We start from the raw sequence: 17,184 nt of genomic DNA on the forward strand, positions 1-17,184 counted from the left end.
GGACCCGAGCGAACTGGGGCTTTCTAGCTGTTTCTGACCACCGCTATCCCGCCCTTCACCGAGTAGCTGATCACAACCCAGCCACCGCCACTTTCGAACCGAACGTCTCGAACGAAGACCCAGAACCCACAACGTTGAAGCGCGTGCCCCTTTTAGGTCGCCGCAATGGCTTTTGAGGAACTCTTGGAGGACCCGGTGATTCAGAAGTACCTCCACGACCTGGTCGGTCCAACGGGGATGCCCGTCGCCGCCGCCCCCCCGGACGGCGAAGTGACGGACGAGGAACTCGCGGAGGAGCTCGGCCTCGAACTCAACGACGTGCGCCGCGCGCTGTTCATCCTCTACGAGAACGACCTGGCCGCCTACCGCCGGGTCCGCGACGAGGACTCGGGCTGGCTCACCTACCTCTGGACGTTCCACTACGAGAACATCCCGGAGAACCTCGAAGAGGAGATGCACCGCCTCGCCGACGCGCTCCAGCAGCGTCTCGACTACGAGACCGAACACCAGTTCTACCTGTGTGAGAACTGCTCGCTGCGCTTCGAGTTCGAGGAGGCGATGGAGTTCGGCTTCGAGTGTCCCGAGTGTGGGACCCAGCTCGAAGCGATGGAGAACACCCGCATGGTCGAGGCCATGGAGTGGCGGCTCGACCAGCTCCGCGACGAACTCAACGTCGAGGCGGCCTGATGGTCGTCCTCGCAACCAAGTGCTACGTCGAGGGCAGCGCCCGGAAACGGACACTCGACAGTCTGGACTCGCTGGTCGCGAACGATCTCGCCGAGCTCGACGTCGACTGGACCGTCGGCGTCCGGGACGACGAGTTCGTGGCCGTCACCGTCGAAGGCGACGACGCCACCGCCGGCCGGAACGTCCTGCGCGAGCGCTGGGGGGAGATCACCGACCACTTCGACGACGGCGAGGTCGCCGTCGGCACGCTCCGCTACTGGGACGACGAGGGGTGGACGCTCGACGCCGGCCAGCCGATCGAGATCGACGCCGACGACCTGGGCCTCGGCCCGGGCGACGGCTCACAGATCCGCGACCGCTTCGGCGTCGTCCAGCACACGCCCCTGCAGTTCGTCTACGACGCGGACGGCGACCACCGGCTCGCCGACGAGACCCAGGACATGCTGTACGACTGGACCCGCAACGACGACGAGGGCGCCGACTCCGGCGGCCGGCTCAACGTCAACTCCGCGACGCGCGGGGAAGTACGCGCGACGCTGAACCGCGCGGGTCACGCACAGGACATCGTCACCGTCGAGCGGCTGGGGCTGCTCGAACAGAGCGTCGTCTGCGCCGCGGGCACCGACCCGCCGGGGCTGCTCGCCAGCGTCGGCGAGTATCTCCCGGCCGAACTCAAGTGCGTCGTGCCGTGAGGACCGAGGGATGAACCGTCGACTGCTCGCGCTGGTCGCGCTGGTCGCGCTTGTCACGCTTAGCGGCTGTCTCGGCGGAATGGGCGGCGGCCCCACCAGCCCCGACAGACTCGACGAGCCGCCCGCACAGCCGTACGACTGGGACGCCGAGGACGAGGTCCACATCACCGTCACCAGCAACGTCACCTACCACGCGGTGTACGACCGCTCGGCGGTCAACGACAGCATCCGGCTCTCCCGGCCCGGCTTCTTGGGAACGGATCAGCCGCTCACGGTCAGTTCGCTGCGGTATCGCTACCCCAACGGGACGACGATCAACGGCTCCGCGTTCGGCGACCACGGCGGCGCCGTGCGCACCCAGAACAACCACCTCGTGATCGAGCCGCCGGGCGAGGACGGTCGGCTGGCGTACTCCGGCGAGAGCACGCCCAAGCAGTTCACCCACCCCGCCGCCGTCGAGGGCGGCAACTACACCGTCGTCCTCCCCGAGAACCGCGAGGCGTCGATCCCGCTGTTCGGCCGGATCGCGCCGCCGGCCGAGTCGAAGACGGTCGTCGACGGTCGGCTCACGATCGAGTGGACCGAGCTCTCCCGGGAGTCGCTCTCGGTGCGGTTCTACCTCCCGCGTGACGTGCAGATCTTCGGCGGGCTGGTGGTCGGCCTGCTCGGCGTCGCCGTCGCCGGCGGCACGTACTACCGGCGGGAGATCCGGAAGCTGGAGGAGCGACGCGAGGAGATGGGTCTGAACGTCGACATCGAGCAGGACGACGACGAGGGGCCGCCGCCGGGGATGCGGTAGCAGTAAACGCTTTCCCGTCCCCGACACGACTCGTCGCCGAATGCGCCGTTTCTCCCGCCGTGATTCGCTCGCCGCGGTCACGGTCCTGCTCACGCTCACGGCGGGCGCGATCGCGTGGCCGGCGCTCCCGGAGCGGATGATCGTTCACGTCGACCTCTCGGGGACGCCGGACGACTACGCCCCGCGGTGGCTCGCAGTCCTGCTCGTCCCCGGACTGACCGCCGTAACGTACGGCGTGTTGCGTGTGGCGTTCCGGTTCGACCCCGGCCCACCACGTGTCGAGACGGTCGTGATCGCGGCGACGATGGGGCTGTTCGTCTGCCTCCAGCTGCTCGTGCTCGCGTGGAACCTCGGCTACGACGTCCCGAACGACGCCGTGCTCGGCGGGATACTACTCTGGGGCGCCGGCGTAACTGCCTACGCTGTCTTCGCGGAGGACGTCACTGGGTCGTAGGCGTCGTCGCACCTGCCGTCGCGTGACGCGGCCCTTTTGCGTTCGCGGGCGCTACGCCCGACTATGTCCAACCGGAACGACGTGCCCCCCGACACGGTCGGTATCGACCTCCGTGAGGAGGGTGTCGTCGTCGAGTACGCCGACGGCCGCGAGACGCTGTACCGGGGGGTTCCCAGCGTCGAGGAGGGCTCGGTCCGGACCGGCCCCGGAAAGGAGTGCCACCTGCTGGTCACGGACCCGACCGAGAGCGAGGGGGTGATGCTGTACGTCAACGACCGCAAGACCGAGGACGAGATCCTCGAGGACACCGGCGTCGGCCGCGTGATGATCGATCCCGGCGAGGAAGAGGAGGTGTTCCCCGGCGTGACCGCACGGCACCTCGAAGGCCGGCGGATCGAGGTCGAAGCCGATCCCGAGGTGGCTCGCGGCCGCGTGTTCGTGTTCGTCGAGGACGACTGGGGCGAACAGAGTTTCGAGATCGTCGGTGCCGACGAGTCGACGGCGTAACACGACGGTATCGACAAATAGCCCACCCCCGAACCGGCGGGCCGCGATCGACGAACTCCTGTACGGGGTCGTCCCCGACCATCCGGCCGTCGTCTATCTCTTCCCGACGGTGCTACTCGGCGCGGGGCTGGCCGTCGTCGCGGACCCCCTCCCGACGACCGGCGTCGTCGTCGGCCTCCTGCTGAGTGTCGCACCCTCCGTCGCGTACGGACACACGGGACTCCAGCAGGAGTCGACTGGGAGCGAGCGGTCGACGGCCGACTGGCTCGTGATCGGCGCGTTCCTGCTCGTCGTCGGTGTCGTAGTCGCCGGAGAAACGAACGCGGTCAGCGTGTCGGTGATCGAGCTGCTGGGTGCGGTGACGGGGCTGCTCGCGGGCGCGTGGGTCGTCGAGTGGCTGCTCCCGGCGCTCCGGACGCGGCTCGACGAGCGATAACGCGGGCTACTGGAGGTACGAGGGGTCGTCGCCGGCGCAGTTCTCCTCGTGCTGGCTGGCGTCGCTCTCGTCGTCGAACAGGAGCCCGCAGTTCTCACACTGGTACCACGTCATCCCGTCGCGCTCCGTGGCGTCGACCATACTCGGACGTGTGGACGGACGGCGTAAATCGCTTCCGGCGATCGGCCCGCTCCCGTCGTCGGGTTTCGTTCCGGGCCGTTCGGTCGCTCCTTCCGTAACGTGCAAATGGGTGGCCCGCCCAGCCAGCGTATGCGCGGACCGTCGACCGACGCCGCCGAACCCACACAATGACGCTCACCAAACGGGTCATCCCCTGCATCGACGTGGACGTGGACGAGAACGGCGATCCGGCCGTCTACACTGGCGTCAACTTCGAGGATCTCGACTACACCGGCGACCCGGTGGAGATGGCCAAACGCTACAACGAGGCCGGCGCCGACGAGTTCGTCTTCCTCGACATCACGGCCAGCGCGGAGGGTCGGGAGACGATGCTCGATACGGTGTCGGCGGTCGCGGACGAGGTGTTCATCCCGCTGACCGTCGGCGGCGGCATCCGGACGACCGACGACATCAAGGAGACGCTCCGGGCCGGCGCGGACAAGGTCAGCATCAACTCCGGGGCGATCGCCAACCCCGACCTGATCGACCGTGGCGCCGAGGCCTTTGGCTCGCAGTGTATCGTCATCTCGCTCGACGCGCGCCGACGGTACGACGAGCAGGGCGAACACTACGAGCGGGTCGACGGCGAGTCCTGTTGGTTCGAGTGCACCGTGAAGGGCGGCCGCGAGGGCACCGGGATCGACGCCGTCGAGTGGGCCGAGGAGGCTGAATCCCGCGGTGCGGGCGAGCTGTTCGTCAACTCCATCGACAAAGACGGTACCGAGGAGGGGTACGACATCCCGCTCACCGCGGCGGTCTGTGACGCCGTCTCGACGCCCGTGATCGCCTCCTCGGGCTGTGGCTCGCCCGCCGATATGTACGAGGTGTTCACCGAGGCCGACGCCGACGCCGGGCTCGCGGCCTCGATCTTCCACTACGAGGACTACTCGATCCAGGAGGTCAAGCAGTACCTCGCCGAGCGCGGGATCCCGGTCCGGATCTGATTCTCACCGCGTCACGGCATCCGCGAATTCCGGTCGGCGACGAACGACGACAGAGAGAAAGAATCCGAGAGCCGTCTCAGGCCGCCGCGTCCTCGAAGGCGTCCCGCAGCACCGCACTCTTCTCACTCACGTCGCCCGCAGCCGACTCGAGCACGTCGAGGGGGTCGGCGCCGCCCTCGGTCGTGATCGAGAGGATCGGCTCGGTCTGACCGCCGGACTGCTCGGGGTTCACGTCGTACGTCGCGGCGGCGACGTCGTCGTTCTCGAGCAGCGTCCCCTTCAGGACGTTCATGAACGTGTGACCCTCGCCGGCGACCTCGATGCGGAGCTCCTCGTCAGTCTTCTCGATGACCCGCAGTTCCATACGGTTCGGTTGTCGGGGTCGGCGTTTGAGTGTTTCGTCTCCGATACCGGTTGTTCGTGGCTTCTAGGGGGTCGACAGGTGGGCGGAGTCCGGCGTCGTGACGACGCCGAGCGCTCTGGACGATCGACGGCAGCGTGACTGCCACCACGGAGCGAGCATGCCCTCTTGCGACCGCACCGCCCCGCAGGGCCCTCAGTCCTCCCCAGCCGACTCACTCGCTCACATCCGTTCGCTCGGTCGTCCTCCGAGAGAGCAAACTCTCTCGTGCCCTCGTTCGCTTCGCTCACGCGGACCTCGCGCGCTGGCTCGTCCACAGAGGGACTCGCGTTTCGCGCCGACCGCCACAGCGGTGCGGTGGCGGTGGACGCCTCGCGGGGGGAGGGGTGGGGACTCGGTACCGAGCCGGGCTTCATGCCTGGCGCATTGCGGTCGCAAAGTGCCAACGTTCGAGCTGCTGTCGCGGTCGCTGTCTCGGGGACAGTCAACTCCGAAACGGGGAGATAGCCGTCTCACCGATCACCGCTGTCCTGCCTCCGGAATTCACCCACTAACCCCACACAAAGCACTTGTACAGTTCACGAGACCGTTAGGCTATGGACAGCAACCGAGTCCTCGCCGGCGTCGCCGTCGTGGTCGTCGCCGTCGCCCTCCTCGCGGCCGCCGTGGTCCCCGGCGCGGTCACGGCGCCCGACGACGACCCGATTCGTCCGGGGCCGGTACGCGTCGTCGACGCCGACATCGCGACCGGGGAGATCACGGGACAGACGGCTGAGTTGGAACTGTTCGCGACGCTCGACCACCGCGGCAACACCGCGGAGAACGTGACCGTGTTGTTCGAGGCGACTGACGCCGAGTCCGGGCTGCTCGAAGCCTCCGAGGAGGTCAGGGTCGGCGACCTGACCGCCGAGGGCGAGCGCCGCGTCTCGACCACGCTCTCGGTCCCCCGTGACGGCGGCTACGAGCTTGAGGGCGTGGTGTACCGCAACGGTACCCGTGTCGACGAGTTCACCCGGCAGATCAGCGGCGTCGAAGCGCTGACGCCCGCCTACGCCGAGTCGAACGTGAGCTTCGTCGACGACCCCGTTCTCCAGCCCGTGTCGGTGTCGATCGCCGACGCCGGGGAGGACCGGACGACGCTCGAACTCGGCGGCTGGCTCACCGCCGCCGGCCCCAGCGAGGCCGACTCGCTGTCGGTGACGTTCGTCCTGCGGCAGGCCGAGTCCAACGTCGTCGCCGCCCGGACGAGCGTCGAGGCCGGCGGCCTGCGTGAGGGCCGAAGCGAGATGGTCACCACCGAGGTGTCGGTGCCCAGCGAGTACAACTACTACGTCGACGCCGTGCTCACCCGCGACGGCGTGATCGTCGACACCGCGGGCGGGGTCGTGAACCTTGACCCCACCGAAACGCTCGAACGCGACCAGACCGAGCAGGAGGTCGAGTTCGACGCCAGCGACTTCGAGAGCGAGGAGGGGCCCCCGGCCCGACCCGAGGGGACCGAAACGACGGCGGCACAGACGCCCGGCTTCGGCCCGATCGTCGCCGTCGTCGCACTCCTGAGCGCGGGGCTGCTCGCGCGGAGGCGACGATGAGCGACGACGAACCGGACGGGGACGCACAGCCCGAGGACCGAGCCACGATCGAGCCAACCATGACCGACCAACCCGACGAGACCGACGAGCAGCGAGCCGAACCGAGCCGAACCGACGAGGGGCGTGACCTCCGGCGCACGCTCAACTACGTGCTGCTCGCGGGGCTCTCGCTGGTGGCCCTGATCGCGACGCTGCAGCTCTACTTCAACGTCTCCTCGGCGATCAATCAGTGGATCAGCCACGAGTACCGCTCGCTGTTCCAGGCGGCGTTCAACCTCACCGTGTTGCTGCTGGTGGGCTCGGCGATGGTGTGGCAGGTGCGACGACTCCGCGAGTAGTCAGGGGCCACCAGTCACGACCAGCCACAGGACGACGACCACCGTTCCGCCGAGCACCGTCGACGCCACCGCGTGGAGGCGGAGCCGATCGAGCACTTCGTGCGCGTCGTCGTCGACGCTCAGCGCGTCGTGGATCTCGCTTCCCAGCTCACACCGCGGGAGGAAGTCCATCGCGACGTGGAGGAACACGCCCGTCGCGAACCCGAACACCAGCCCGTTCACCGGCGGCGACGCCGGCAGCGCGATCGCGCTCGTCAGCACCGCGACCACGCCGACGCCCGCCGCGGGCAGCAGGATCGGCAGCCACGAGCGCCCGTTGCGCTGGAGGCGGTCCGCGGCGGCGTACCCTGCCGGCCCCTTGTGGGAGACGATCGCGACGCCCAGCAGCGGGCCGAGTTCGGGCATGTTGCCGTAGACGATGCCGATGATCGCCCCCGCCGCGGCGGCGTGGGCGGTGAGCTGGGCGACGGTCGCGTCCATCGGCAGGTCGATGTGAGAGAGCCGATGGCCGATCGCGTGGCCCCCGAAGCCGACGATCACGCCCGCCGCGACGCCCAGCCCGCCGAACTTCGGGTGGTGATTGAGCGCGTCCGGCAGCAGGAACAGCCCGACGCTGACGATCATCGCGCCGCTTGCCAGCCCGGAGCCCCAGACCAGCGTCGACGGCCGCTTGTCGCCGGTCCGGCGGGCGAGTGCGACGCCGCCGACCATGGCGACGAACGCGACCCAGCCGATCCCGACCGGCTTCGTCGCTCCCATCGCAATGCCGACGGCCGACGCCACGAGCAACGCCAGCACGCCGGCTCCGCCAACCACCCGCTCGCTCCGCCGCGACGTCGGAGTAGCCTCTGTGTCCATCTAGTTGTGAATCACTGCGCCGAAGTTAATAAGCCCTCGCAGTCGCCCCGGGTGGACGGCGCTACCGCGGGAGCTTCCCCGGTTCGCCGTCCTGTCGGATGTACTCGACGGCGATACCCGTGATCGGTGCGTCGGAGGTCTCGGCGGCGTCACGGGCGGCGTCGAGGTACGACTCCGTGATCGAGACCACGGCGTCGTACGCCTCGGCGTCGCTCCCGGCCAGCAGGTACTCCGCGGTGACGGGGGTGAGCTGGCCCTCGCGTACGTCGGCCGCGAAGTCGTCCACGTCGTCGAGCCAGACCTGTGCGCCGATGATGGAGAGCACGACCGCGCGCTCGAACTCCGGGGAGAGCTCGATGCCGGCCTCGCGGAACATCTCGATCATCCCGTGGTAGATCACGCCGACGCGGCCGTACTGGGTGACGAGGTACGGGAGGTCGAGTTCGGTTTCGTCGAACAGCGCCGGGTCGTCCTCGAACTCCGCGTGTTTGTACTCCTCCCGGAGCGCCTCGCGGGCGGTCGCGGGATCGCGCTCGCGCTCGTCGGTGTCGCCCTCGACGGTCACGCCGTCGACTGCGTCGGCCTCGGCGGCGGCGACGGCGTCGGCCAGCAGCGCCCGGAAGTGGGGGTCCCGATCCTGGTGGGCCTCCGAGCGGTCGACTGCGGCGTCGTAGGCCCCCCGAACGTCGTCGGGGAACGCCGCGAACTGCTCTTGCACCGCGGCCTGTAGCACCTCCTGTGCGATCTCGGCGACGCGCTCGCGGTCCGCCGGCGACAGGTCGAAGTCGACCTCGAAATCCTCGTACTCCCCGTCGTTGATCGCGTCGCGCATGTCGCCGTCGAGCAGGGCGACAACGACCAGTTCGGCCACCTCACGGGCGCGGCGCGTCTCCCCCACCAGTTCGACCGAATCCGCGTCCGAGTCGGCGCGGCGCCGACGGAACTTCGAGATCGGGTCGGTCGCACGCCGGCCCGAGACGGGGTTGATCCCGGGCGCCGCAGCTTCGCTGGCCCGGCGGTAGACGTGTGCGAGCGTGAGCTCGACCGGCATGGTGAGTTTGGTGTCGTAGGAGAACTCGACCGACTCCCGGCCGAACTCCGCGGCGAGAGCGGCCTCCACGTCGGCGTAGGCGTCGTCGATCATCCGTTCGATCTCGTCTTCGACGCGCTGCTGGAGGCGGATCGCCCTGAGTTCGAGCGAGCCGCCGGCGGCGTAGTGGCTGAACACCGCACGGGCGGGCGTCGGGAGCGCGTCGACGCCCGCGAGCCGGTCGGCGACCCGGCGAAGCGGTCCGGACATGGCCGAGGGTGGGCCGACCAGCGGTTTGAAGCTGTCCATCCCCGAACCGACCGGGTTTTTGCCGCCCGGCGGCGAACTGCCTGTATGCGACGGGATCTCGCAGCCCGGGGCGAGCGCGCGGTCGACGCCGCGCGGCTGCTCGCCCGGAGCGCGCTCGACACCAATCCGGTGCCCGACTGGGACCACGTGACGAAAGTCGACCCCGAGGGCGCGAAGAAGCTCCCGCTGCTGTACCCGCTGTGGCTCGCCGAGACCGACGCTGTCTCGGTCGGGGGCTCCGCGGACGTGACGCCGGCGAACACCGAGGCCGCGTTCGACCTGCTGGCGCCGCTGTCCACGCCGGTCTGTCACGAACCCAGCGGCGCCGAGCACGTCACCGAACGGAGTCAGGAGACCGCCGACCTGCTGCTCGTGCCGGAGGTGCTCAACGGCGACAGCGAGGCGCTCGTCGGAACACTCGGCGTCGCGATCGAGAGCGTTCGCGAGGTGCTCGCGCCCCAGCTCGTCGGCCGGAAGGCGCCGTGGCTCCCCGACCGGGTCGCCGACTGGCTCGCAAGCGTCGCCACCTCGCTGTTGCTCTCGGAGGCGGCGTTCGAGGCGTACATCGTCCAGAACCCCGACAGCGCCGCCGCCCGCGAGGCCGGCGTCGGCGAGGAAGACGTACTCGACCCTGCGGCCGCCAAGCGACGGGCGATGGCCGCCGACCGACACCTGGAGTCTGAGATCGTCTATCTGGAGTACTCCGGCACGTACGGCGGCGAGACGGCGGTCGAGACGCTCGACCGGATCGACGACGCGCTCGTCCGCTCGCGGCTCTGGTACGGCGGCGGGCTCGCGAACGGCGAGGACGTCAGGGCAGTGCGGGAGGCCGGCGCCGACACGGTCGTCGTCGGCGACGCGTTCCACCGCGTGGCCGAGCGGGAGGCCGAACTGCTCGACGCGGCGACCGCGGCGCTCGACGCCGAGGACGATCCCGAGACGGTTCGCGAGTGGGTCGAGGATCGGGTGGACGCTGACGGCCCGGGCGCGCGCTTCCTCGCGACGGTGCCGAGCGTCGACGACCCAGTGGAGCTCGCCCGCGAGTACACCGGCGCGACCGTCCGTGCGTGGCTGGAACTGCAGGCGCGCCGGGAGCGCGCCCGGGAGGAGGCCGACGGGGCGCCCGTGATCGACGTGCAGCGAACCGCACTCCGAGCCGCGCTCGCGCCGGTTGTCGACGACCCCGACACGCTGGCGGCGACGATCGCGCGGGCGGCCTTCGCCGGCCCGGGCGAGGGGAACGGTGAGGCCGAGGCCGAACAGCTCAGCGCCTCGCTGTTCGACAGCGGAGCGTCACACTGACGTAGCCGGGCGTCGCTACCGCGGATATGGTCGACCTACCGGACGCCGCGTTCGTTCTCGGAACCGGACTGCTCGCCTGGCTCGTCGCCGTCACCGTTACCGACGGCTGGAGCGAGCCGGCGATCGCGGTCTGGGCGGCGGTGCTCACCCTCGGCGTCGCCGCCGCCTTCCTCGTCGCCAACGAGCTCGAGCTGGCGGGGTGACTGGGCCGAAACAGCAGTTTGAAACGCGGCGCTCTCTTCGAACCGTGCGATGACTATCCCCTCGTTCGTGGTCGGGATCGCCGGCGGCACCGGCGCCGGCAAGACCACAGTCGCCCGCCTGATAACCGAGAGCGTCGGGGAGTCGGTGACCCGGATTCCCCTCGACAACTACTACGAGGACCTGAGCCACCTCGACCGCGAGGCGCGCGAGGAGATCAACTACGACCACCCCGACGCGTTCGAGTGGGAGCTCCTGCGCGAGCACCTCCGGCAGCTCTCGGAGGGACAGGCCGTGGAGATGCCCCAGTACGACTTCGAGATCCACAACCGCAAGGACGAACGCGTGACGGTGCTCCCGACCGACGTGATCATCGTCGAGGGGATCCTCTCGCTGTACGACGAGCAGATCAACGACATGATGGATCTCCGACTGTACGTCGAGACCGACGCCGACGTGCGAATTCTTCGGCGGATCAAGCGCGACGTGATCCAGCGCGGCCGTGAGCTGGAGGACGTGATCGACCAGTATCTCTCGACGGTGAAGCCGATGCACGAGCAGTTCATCGAGCCGACGAAGAAACACGCCGACCTGATCATCCCCGAGGGGGCGAACTCGGTGGCAGTGAATCTGTTGGAGGAGAAGATCGAAGCCGAGATCGAGGGCGAGGGGACCCGGACGTGGGAACGCGGCTCGATCGAACAGCAGTTGGGCGAGCGGATGTCGCTGGACGAGGAGTAGTCGGTTTTACGAGTGTTTTCGGTACAGGAAGGAGTGTACGCGGCAGTCTGTGCTCGATCGTGTTGATCGGCTAGTGTCTGCGAACGTCGCCGCTGGGTGCACGGAGTTCGAGGACTGACCGCGAACAGGGACAGCGTCTCGATCGTAGACCACTTGTGACCGCACCGGCCGGTACAGCCCACAGACCTCCCCAGCCGACTCACTCGCTCACGTCCGTTCGCTCGTTCGTCCCTCGCGCTGACACGCGGCACGGGGCCGCGTGCGCTTCGCGCCACCGCGGCCGCGGTGCGGCGGCGGTGGACGCCGCGGCCTCGCACCGGTCGCGAGGCCGCGGGGAGGGGTGGGGACTCGGTGCTGCGCCGAGCCTCGTGCTCGGCGCACTGCGGTTACAAGTTGTCTACAGCTGCTGTCGCGGCCGGTGTCTCAGTGGCCAATGATCGAACTGCTGGTGCTGTCGCAGTCGCCGTACGGGAGACCAACGAGCCGAGCCACGACCGTTCTATCACCCAAAATCGCTCATACCCGTCGAGTCAGATGATCCCGAACCGCCCGCTGACACTCTTCCAACACGTCGTACAACCGCGTCACCGTCGACAGCACCGGGTAGACGACCGGCAGCGAACTGTAGAGATACCGTACGAGCGACCGATGGGCCACGTCGGCGGAGTGGTTCCGGCCCGTCGTCGTCAGCAGCAACTCCTGTCGGTCGTCGAGCAGCCGCTCACACCGATCCCGGAACTCGGCGAGTCGGTCGTGACGTTCCCGGAGCTCGTCGAACCCCAGCGACGAGAGTGGCATCTCGTCCGCTGCCGCGAGCCAGTCCGTGATCTCGTCGACCGTCTCGCCGACCGCCCGGAGCGATTCGGCCTCGCTGTCGAGGGCGTCGATCGTGGCGTCGATCCCCCGCCAGCGCTCGCGGGTGGCGGTGAGGATCGCGCCCTTGGTCTGCGGGGTGAACGCCGTCTCGGTCGTCGGCGCCAGCGCCAGCGCGATCCCGTCGCCGAGCTCCTCGCGGATCGTCTCGAGCAGCGGCTCCTCACCCACGTCGTCGACGCTGTACGGCCGAACCGTCTCGGCAAACGCCTCCCGGACCTGCTCGCAGGCGCCCCCACTCGCGTCCCCGTGGGCAGTCCGGGTCGCGACGCCGCCGTGGGTCGTCCCCCCGACGCCAGCCCCGCGGCCTATCTCCGCCGCCGACAGCGACTCGACGCGGCGCCGGAACGCCTCGTACGCCGACCCCTCTTCGGAGAGCACCTCCCGCTCGCGTTCGACCGCGGTCCGCGCGCGGTCGACGTGTGTCTCGATCACTGGCTGGCCCCCGCCCCGTCGGGGTCGGCCTCCGCCCCGAGCTTCGGCGTCTGTCGGACGACGATGTCGTACTCCGGGAGCGCCGGGTCGTACCGCCGGAGTGCCGAGCGGTACTCCTCGGTCAGCCGTGCGGCCCGCCGAGCGACGGCACAGCTCTCGAACCGGCAGCCGTCGGCCGGCACCGGCCGGTCGCCGTAGCGGCTGCAGACGAGGTAGTACTCGCCGCGCTCGCTGGCCAGCGCCTCGATCCGCCGGCGGAGCGGGCAGAGCTCCACCTCGGTCATCGTTCTACCCCCCGCCACGTTCGAGGCCGTCCCACGGTCGAGTCGCTCCGGTCCCTCGCAGCCGTCGTCTCCGGCTCGGCGGGCGTGTCCCTACGCCACATATCCTTTAGGCTTGCCTAAATCCATTTAGTCGTTTCGGGTTTTAGGCCAGCCGAAAGTCGTCGAGCCGCGAACGCCACGCCTCGGATCGGGGAGATGGTGGAGAAGGCGGGCAGTCGCTCAGGCGTCGACGAACTGCTCGGCGCCCTCGTAGAACCAGTAGCCGTTCTCGCGCATCGCCGCACCGAGAGTGCGGTGGAACTCGACGAAGTCCTCGAACTCCTCGGCGTCGACGTGTTCGAAGATCTCTTCGACGGAGACGACCTGCTCGTGGCTGATCCGGACCGGGTGGTCGCCGTAGTCGGCGACGTACTCCTCGGCCGAGAGCGGGAAGTCCTCCTCCTCGTCGATCTTCTTGGCCAGCACGGCGTGGCCGTACTTACGGCGGCCTTCGCTCCCCTCCTCGCCGTCCGGGTCGTGGGGCCAGTCGTCGCTCATTACTCGGACGTTCGCCCGACCGGCCCAAAGCCTTTGCGTTCGACGCGGTCGGCGTCGGTGGAGGGGTTCGACACGCGTCGCTGCTCACTATCGTTCACAGAATACGGTGGGACTGGGATTTGAACCCAGGAGGCTGACGCCACCGGTTTTCAAGACCGGCGCAATAGGCCACTCTGCCATCCCACCGAATTGACACTTTACACCCCGTCGCAGTCGGGCGATTTCAGGCCATCTTACCAGAAATCATATGAACGAAACCGTGCCATCCCCGGCTAAGTTGAAAAAGCCCGGAACGGACGAAATCCTGCGTCATAGGGTGTGTACCAATGAATGACCGCAATAAAGTTGAAGGTATCGTTATGATGAGCGATGAATCGCGTGCTGCCGTGAACCACCGGCAAGAAGTCGCATACGAGAACCACCGGACGGAGTTAATCAAGTGGCTTTCGCGTATGGGGAAGAACCCTGATCAACTGGAAGGGTACGCATACGACACTGCGAAGGTGTACGCAAGCGTTCTCGATAAGTTCCATCGGTGGGCTTGGGAGCATCGAGGAGAGTTCAGCCTCGATATTGACCACGAAGACGCCGACACTTATATTCGGGAAATGGTGATGGCGGATAACGAGTATTCATCGAGCTATCTCCACAACATCAAGCTCGCACTCAAGGCGTACTTTCGCTACCGCGACGACGCCGATGAGTGGGAGTCGCCGATAACCATTTCCTCGGATTCGGGAGCCAAACAGCCCAAAGCCTTCCTACATCAGGAGGAGCGGAAAGCGATCCGAGAGGCTTCCCTAGAGTTCGGAACAGTCCCGTCATACCACGCGCTTGACCCGGATGGTCGAACGGAGTGGAAGAAGCATCTTGGTCGGAGGTACGGAAAGCCGATGAAAGAGGTCGGCCCGAAGGATTTCGAACGGGCAAACGGATTCAAATACCCGAGTCTTGTGCATACGAGTCTCGATGCTGGGCTTCGACCTGTCGAGGTAGAACGAGCTAAGACGTACTGGGTAGACCCCGATAACGCCGCGCTCCACATCCCTGCGGATGAGTCGTCGAAGAACGAGGACAACTGGTCGGTCAGTCTCCGCCGGGAAACGGCAGAATACCTTACTCGATGGATGGAGGAACGGCAGATGTACGAGAAGTATGACGACACCGATGCACTATGGCTAACGCGCCACGGCAACCCCTATGGTTCTTCTTCATTGAAGTACCTACTCAACCAACTGCGCGAGATCGGTGATATCGAACGGGAATTGTCGTGGTACGCTATCCGGCACTCAACGGGAACATATATGGCACGAGAAGAGGGTCTTGCAGCCGCACAGTCCCAGCTCCGTCACCAGTCCGTGGAGACGACGATGAAATACGACAACATCTCCGTCGAGGACCGACGTGACGCACTTGACAGGATGGGGTAAAGGGAAATACGCTTATATTGAAAATATTCGGCTGGTAATAGATGAGAAAGGCCGGAAAGTACAGGTGAACTACTAACCGCTACGCGACGACTCTTTTTCGTACCTGATCGTAGGCCTTGTCCTGCCTCACTGCGTTAACTGTTGGTTGATCGGTCGGCAGTATTTCTGGGTCTTCTAGTGTACCCGTCAATGCAAGACTTGTCCCCCATCCCTCCTGTTCCTGTATCTGGTACATTCCACGGGCGATATTCTCTATGTATTGTCTTTTCTCTCGGGTCGGGTCTGTTACGAACTGTTCTAAGCTCTCACCGAACTCGTCTGATACTAGAGTGCCATCAATTACAGCTTCTGGTGAATCTAGATTCCTATCTGGGTTATTGTCATAACCAGTGATGCTCATATCGTCTACCAGTTGGAATAGTACTCCTCCGATATAGTCTCCTGTAGCATTGAGCCCGCCGAATGTGTTCTCACCTAATCCGAGAATATTGTCTTCGGAACTCTCTAGCTCTCTTGCTTTAGTGTAGTCTAGAGCCGTTACGTAGTGTTCTGGGAACATTGTTCCCTCGTCTCCAGGCTCTGAGTCTCTTGCATTGTCTACAGTATCTTGTTCTAGGCTTGAGCGGTAGAGCGAGAACTCTGGATGCCTGATTACTCTTCTAAATGTATTTACGTTTACTGAGTTAGTTTGTTCGGCGTATTTGAGTTCTGTTTCTCCATCTTTCTCGTACTGGAGCAGGGCGGCCATATGCCTGAAGCCGGAGTTTCCGAAGCTCTGGTTGTACTCGTTTTCTCTTACGCCTCCGCTGTGTCCCTGACCTCCTGGTGCTATCGGTTCAGTTGCTGGCAGAGTTGATAGTTTGAACTCAGTGAAGCCGGGTTGAATCTGGTCGACGGCGTCTTCTGCGATGTTTGCTACTACAATGTCTGCTAGACCTGAGCTAGTTACTCCTGCTTCCTGTGATGCTTTGATCAATGCCCGGGTGAATACTATTTCGTCGTCTTCCTCAGCGAAGTTCAGGTCTTCGTATCCTAATGTGTCTATGTTTTCTTCGGGGTTGTTGTAGATCTCTTCGGCGCGGGAGATCATTTCGTCGACGGTCATCGTCAACTGTCCGTCTTCCAGTCCTTCCGGGTACTGGCGGTCGTTTCTCTGCATCTCCCGGTATTCGGACTCTGTAGCAGAGTTGGTTATGCTGTGGTCGTAGTTTTGGGGTACTTCGTCGTCTGCGAGGTGGCCGAGTGCCCCGGTTTCATCCTCGAAAAAGTACCGTGCCGCTGGTTCGGAATCTTCGCTGGGCTGCTGTTCACCTTCCGAAGGTGTCTGCTCTGCAGATGTAGCGGTGTCCTCCGGTGTTTCGTCAGCCCCGGGCGTCGATGTATCCGACTCGCCGTCTGGCGTACCCGTCTTTGTGTTACAGCCGGCGATGGAGACGGTGACTCCGGCAATGAACCCGTGACGGAGGAAACGTCGGCGCCTCATTCGTTAATCGACCATTCCTATCCAGGCCTAAAGGAACTGTTGGAAGTACAAACACTACAGTAGCTGAACAAAACCCAAGAGCGGTTAGAAAGCGATCCCACTTACCGGCTATTTCACCGTAGATAGAATATGACCAATGAAGTATCAACAGAACCTGAAATATTCACGAAGATCTTGAATAATATTTCAATATATGAACTAAAAAAGGAATTGATTAGACTGGATTATCGAACCTGTGTTTTTATAAACAACGAATAATTATACTTGGGGTAGAAGGCCTGAGTCTGGTATTTCGGGGTTAAAATGTCGCCTCGGCGTGATGATCCGATGTAGGCAGACACGATGGTCCACTCTGCCATCCCACCGCGCGTCCGGCCGTACTCGCTCGGGTGGGTTGAACCTACCGTTCCGGCGTCACTCCCCGCCGGCGTACCGGATCCCCAGCCAGAACGCGGCCACGGGGACGAACAGGTACGTGTAGGCGCTGCCGAGCAGCGTGTACGTCAGCACGGTCTGGCCGATACTGCCGAACGTCGGCAGCCACGCCGGAAAGCCGGACTGTACCGTACGCTGGACGACGATCTCGAGCACACCTTGGAGAGCGAAGATCCCCACGACGAGCCCGACGAGAGCGAGGGGGTAGCGGAGGCGTCGGGGGTTTCGAACCGACATATTTTCCGGTTCTCGATGCGCCGGTAAAAGTTTTGGGCG

Annotated in this window: 22 protein-coding genes and 1 tRNA gene; 13 read left to right on the forward strand and 10 right to left on the reverse strand. The window is 65.6% G+C overall.

The genetic code is table 11. From position 1 onward, the window contains the following. Window positions 1-165 precede the first annotated feature (165 nt). The 6 genes from tfe (at window position 166) to BN1959_RS09985 (ending at window position 3,575) form a co-directional block, all read left to right on the forward strand. Window positions 166-687 carry a transcription factor E gene (gene tfe, locus BN1959_RS09960; protein ID WP_053948512.1) on the forward strand — a complete coding sequence of 174 codons (522 nt, stop codon included), beginning with the start codon at window positions 166-168 and terminating at the stop codon, window positions 685-687. Next, window positions 687-1,379: a DUF2110 family protein gene (locus BN1959_RS09965; RefSeq protein ID WP_053948513.1), complete on the forward strand. Its 693-nt coding sequence runs from the start codon at window positions 687-689 to the stop codon at window positions 1,377-1,379. Before tfe ends, BN1959_RS09965 begins: the two co-directional genes overlap by 1 nt. A gap of 10 nt (window positions 1,380-1,389) precedes the next feature. Then, on the forward strand, window positions 1,390-2,178 hold the full coding sequence (locus BN1959_RS09970) for a DUF5803 family protein (RefSeq protein WP_053948514.1): 789 nt from the start codon (window positions 1,390-1,392) through the stop codon (window positions 2,176-2,178). 40 nt (window positions 2,179-2,218) lie between these two features. Continuing rightward, window positions 2,219-2,632 carry a DUF1648 domain-containing protein gene (locus tag BN1959_RS09975; protein ID WP_053948515.1) on the forward strand — a complete coding sequence of 138 codons (414 nt, stop codon included), beginning with the start codon at window positions 2,219-2,221 and terminating at the stop codon, window positions 2,630-2,632. Window positions 2,633-2,695: 63 nt separating this feature from the next. Continuing rightward, complete coding sequence (locus tag BN1959_RS09980) at window positions 2,696-3,139, forward strand: DUF5796 family protein (RefSeq protein ID WP_053948516.1); 444 nt, start codon at window positions 2,696-2,698, stop codon at window positions 3,137-3,139. Further along, a complete protein-coding gene (locus BN1959_RS09985; protein ID WP_053948517.1) occupies window positions 3,117-3,575 on the forward strand; it encodes a hypothetical protein in 459 nt (152 codons plus the stop codon). Before BN1959_RS09980 ends, BN1959_RS09985 begins: the two co-directional genes overlap by 23 nt. A 6-nt stretch (window positions 3,576-3,581) precedes the next feature. Here the strand turns inward: BN1959_RS09985 and BN1959_RS15370 are convergent, their stop codons facing one another. Further along, window positions 3,582-3,716, reverse strand: a complete 135-nt coding sequence (locus BN1959_RS15370) for a DUF7128 family protein (protein ID WP_053948518.1) — start codon at window positions 3,714-3,716, stop codon at window positions 3,582-3,584. 167 nt (window positions 3,717-3,883) lie between these two features. Between BN1959_RS15370 and hisF the strand changes: the two genes are divergently transcribed. After that, window positions 3,884-4,699, forward strand: coding sequence for an imidazole glycerol phosphate synthase subunit HisF (gene hisF / locus BN1959_RS09995; RefSeq protein ID WP_053948519.1), 816 nt, complete (start codon window positions 3,884-3,886; stop codon window positions 4,697-4,699). Between the two features lie 76 nt (window positions 4,700-4,775). Here the strand turns inward: hisF and BN1959_RS10000 are convergent, their stop codons facing one another. Beyond that, a complete protein-coding gene (locus BN1959_RS10000) occupies window positions 4,776-5,063 on the reverse strand; it encodes a DNA-directed RNA polymerase subunit L (RefSeq protein WP_053948520.1) in 288 nt (95 codons plus the stop codon). 593 nt (window positions 5,064-5,656) lie between these two features. Here BN1959_RS10000 and BN1959_RS10005 point away from each other — a divergent pair. Next, entirely contained in the window at window positions 5,657-6,652 is a 996-nt protein-coding gene (locus tag BN1959_RS10005; protein ID WP_053948521.1) for a DUF7490 domain-containing protein, read from the forward strand. After that, window positions 6,649-6,990 carry a hypothetical protein gene (locus BN1959_RS10010; protein WP_053948522.1) on the forward strand — a complete coding sequence of 114 codons (342 nt, stop codon included), beginning with the start codon at window positions 6,649-6,651 and terminating at the stop codon, window positions 6,988-6,990. Before BN1959_RS10005 ends, BN1959_RS10010 begins: the two co-directional genes overlap by 4 nt. On the opposite strand, the gene BN1959_RS10015 is transcribed toward BN1959_RS10010, so the two are convergent. Together BN1959_RS10015 and BN1959_RS10020 are read right to left on the reverse strand one after the other, a co-directional pair. Next, window positions 6,991-7,848: a zinc transporter gene (locus BN1959_RS10015; protein ID WP_053948523.1), complete on the reverse strand. Its 858-nt coding sequence runs from the start codon at window positions 7,846-7,848 to the stop codon at window positions 6,991-6,993. It abuts the gene before it with no gap. Window positions 7,849-7,909: 61 nt separating this feature from the next. Then, window positions 7,910-9,148 carry a hypothetical protein gene (locus BN1959_RS10020; RefSeq protein ID WP_053948524.1) on the reverse strand — a complete coding sequence of 413 codons (1,239 nt, stop codon included), beginning with the start codon at window positions 9,146-9,148 and terminating at the stop codon, window positions 7,910-7,912. Window positions 9,149-9,232: 84 nt separating this feature from the next. Between BN1959_RS10020 and BN1959_RS10025 the strand changes: the two genes are divergently transcribed. From BN1959_RS10025 to udk, 3 genes are read left to right on the forward strand one after another with little or no spacing between them, the layout of a single operon-like run. After that, window positions 9,233-10,489, forward strand: coding sequence for a geranylgeranylglyceryl/heptaprenylglyceryl phosphate synthase (locus tag BN1959_RS10025; RefSeq protein ID WP_053948525.1), 1,257 nt, complete (start codon window positions 9,233-9,235; stop codon window positions 10,487-10,489). A 26-nt stretch (window positions 10,490-10,515) separates the two neighbouring features. Then, window positions 10,516-10,692 carry a hypothetical protein gene (locus BN1959_RS14735; RefSeq protein ID WP_154018262.1) on the forward strand — a complete coding sequence of 59 codons (177 nt, stop codon included), beginning with the start codon at window positions 10,516-10,518 and terminating at the stop codon, window positions 10,690-10,692. A gap of 49 nt (window positions 10,693-10,741) precedes the next feature. Beyond that, window positions 10,742-11,431 carry a uridine kinase gene (gene udk, locus BN1959_RS10030; RefSeq protein WP_053948526.1) on the forward strand — a complete coding sequence of 230 codons (690 nt, stop codon included), beginning with the start codon at window positions 10,742-10,744 and terminating at the stop codon, window positions 11,429-11,431. Window positions 11,432-11,947: 516 nt separating this feature from the next. On the opposite strand, the gene BN1959_RS10035 is transcribed toward udk, so the two are convergent. The 4 genes from BN1959_RS10035 to BN1959_RS10050 all read right to left on the reverse strand — a co-directional run bounded on the left by BN1959_RS10035 (window position 11,948) and on the right by BN1959_RS10050 (window position 13,746). Then, window positions 11,948-12,739, reverse strand: a complete 792-nt coding sequence (locus BN1959_RS10035; RefSeq protein ID WP_053948527.1) for a DUF7260 family protein — start codon at window positions 12,737-12,739, stop codon at window positions 11,948-11,950. Beyond that, on the reverse strand, window positions 12,736-13,023 hold the full coding sequence (locus BN1959_RS10040; RefSeq protein WP_053948528.1) for a DUF7552 domain-containing protein: 288 nt from the start codon (window positions 13,021-13,023) through the stop codon (window positions 12,736-12,738). Before BN1959_RS10040 ends, BN1959_RS10035 begins: the two co-directional genes overlap by 4 nt. A 219-nt stretch (window positions 13,024-13,242) precedes the next feature. Continuing rightward, window positions 13,243-13,560: a DUF5785 family protein gene (locus BN1959_RS10045; RefSeq protein ID WP_053948529.1), complete on the reverse strand. Its 318-nt coding sequence runs from the start codon at window positions 13,558-13,560 to the stop codon at window positions 13,243-13,245. Between the two features lie 104 nt (window positions 13,561-13,664). After that, window positions 13,665-13,746 (reverse strand) — tRNA-Ser (locus BN1959_RS10050). Window positions 13,747-13,922: 176 nt separating this feature from the next. Between BN1959_RS10050 and BN1959_RS10055 the strand changes: the two genes are divergently transcribed. Then, on the forward strand, window positions 13,923-14,990 hold the full coding sequence (locus tag BN1959_RS10055; protein ID WP_202594670.1) for a tyrosine-type recombinase/integrase: 1,068 nt from the start codon (window positions 13,923-13,925) through the stop codon (window positions 14,988-14,990). A 79-nt stretch (window positions 14,991-15,069) separates the two neighbouring features. Here BN1959_RS10055 and BN1959_RS14740 read toward each other — a convergent pair whose 3' ends face one another. Next, a complete protein-coding gene (locus tag BN1959_RS14740) occupies window positions 15,070-16,473 on the reverse strand; it encodes a hypothetical protein (RefSeq protein ID WP_154018263.1) in 1,404 nt (467 codons plus the stop codon). A 414-nt stretch (window positions 16,474-16,887) separates the two neighbouring features. Further along, window positions 16,888-17,145 carry a hypothetical protein gene (locus BN1959_RS10060; RefSeq protein ID WP_053948531.1) on the reverse strand — a complete coding sequence of 86 codons (258 nt, stop codon included), beginning with the start codon at window positions 17,143-17,145 and terminating at the stop codon, window positions 16,888-16,890. Window positions 17,146-17,184 lie beyond the last annotated feature (39 nt).

It is taken from the genome of Halolamina sediminis (assembly GCF_001282785.1).
GTDB classification, from domain to species: Archaea; Halobacteriota; Halobacteria; order Halobacteriales; family Haloferacaceae; genus Halolamina; species Halolamina sediminis.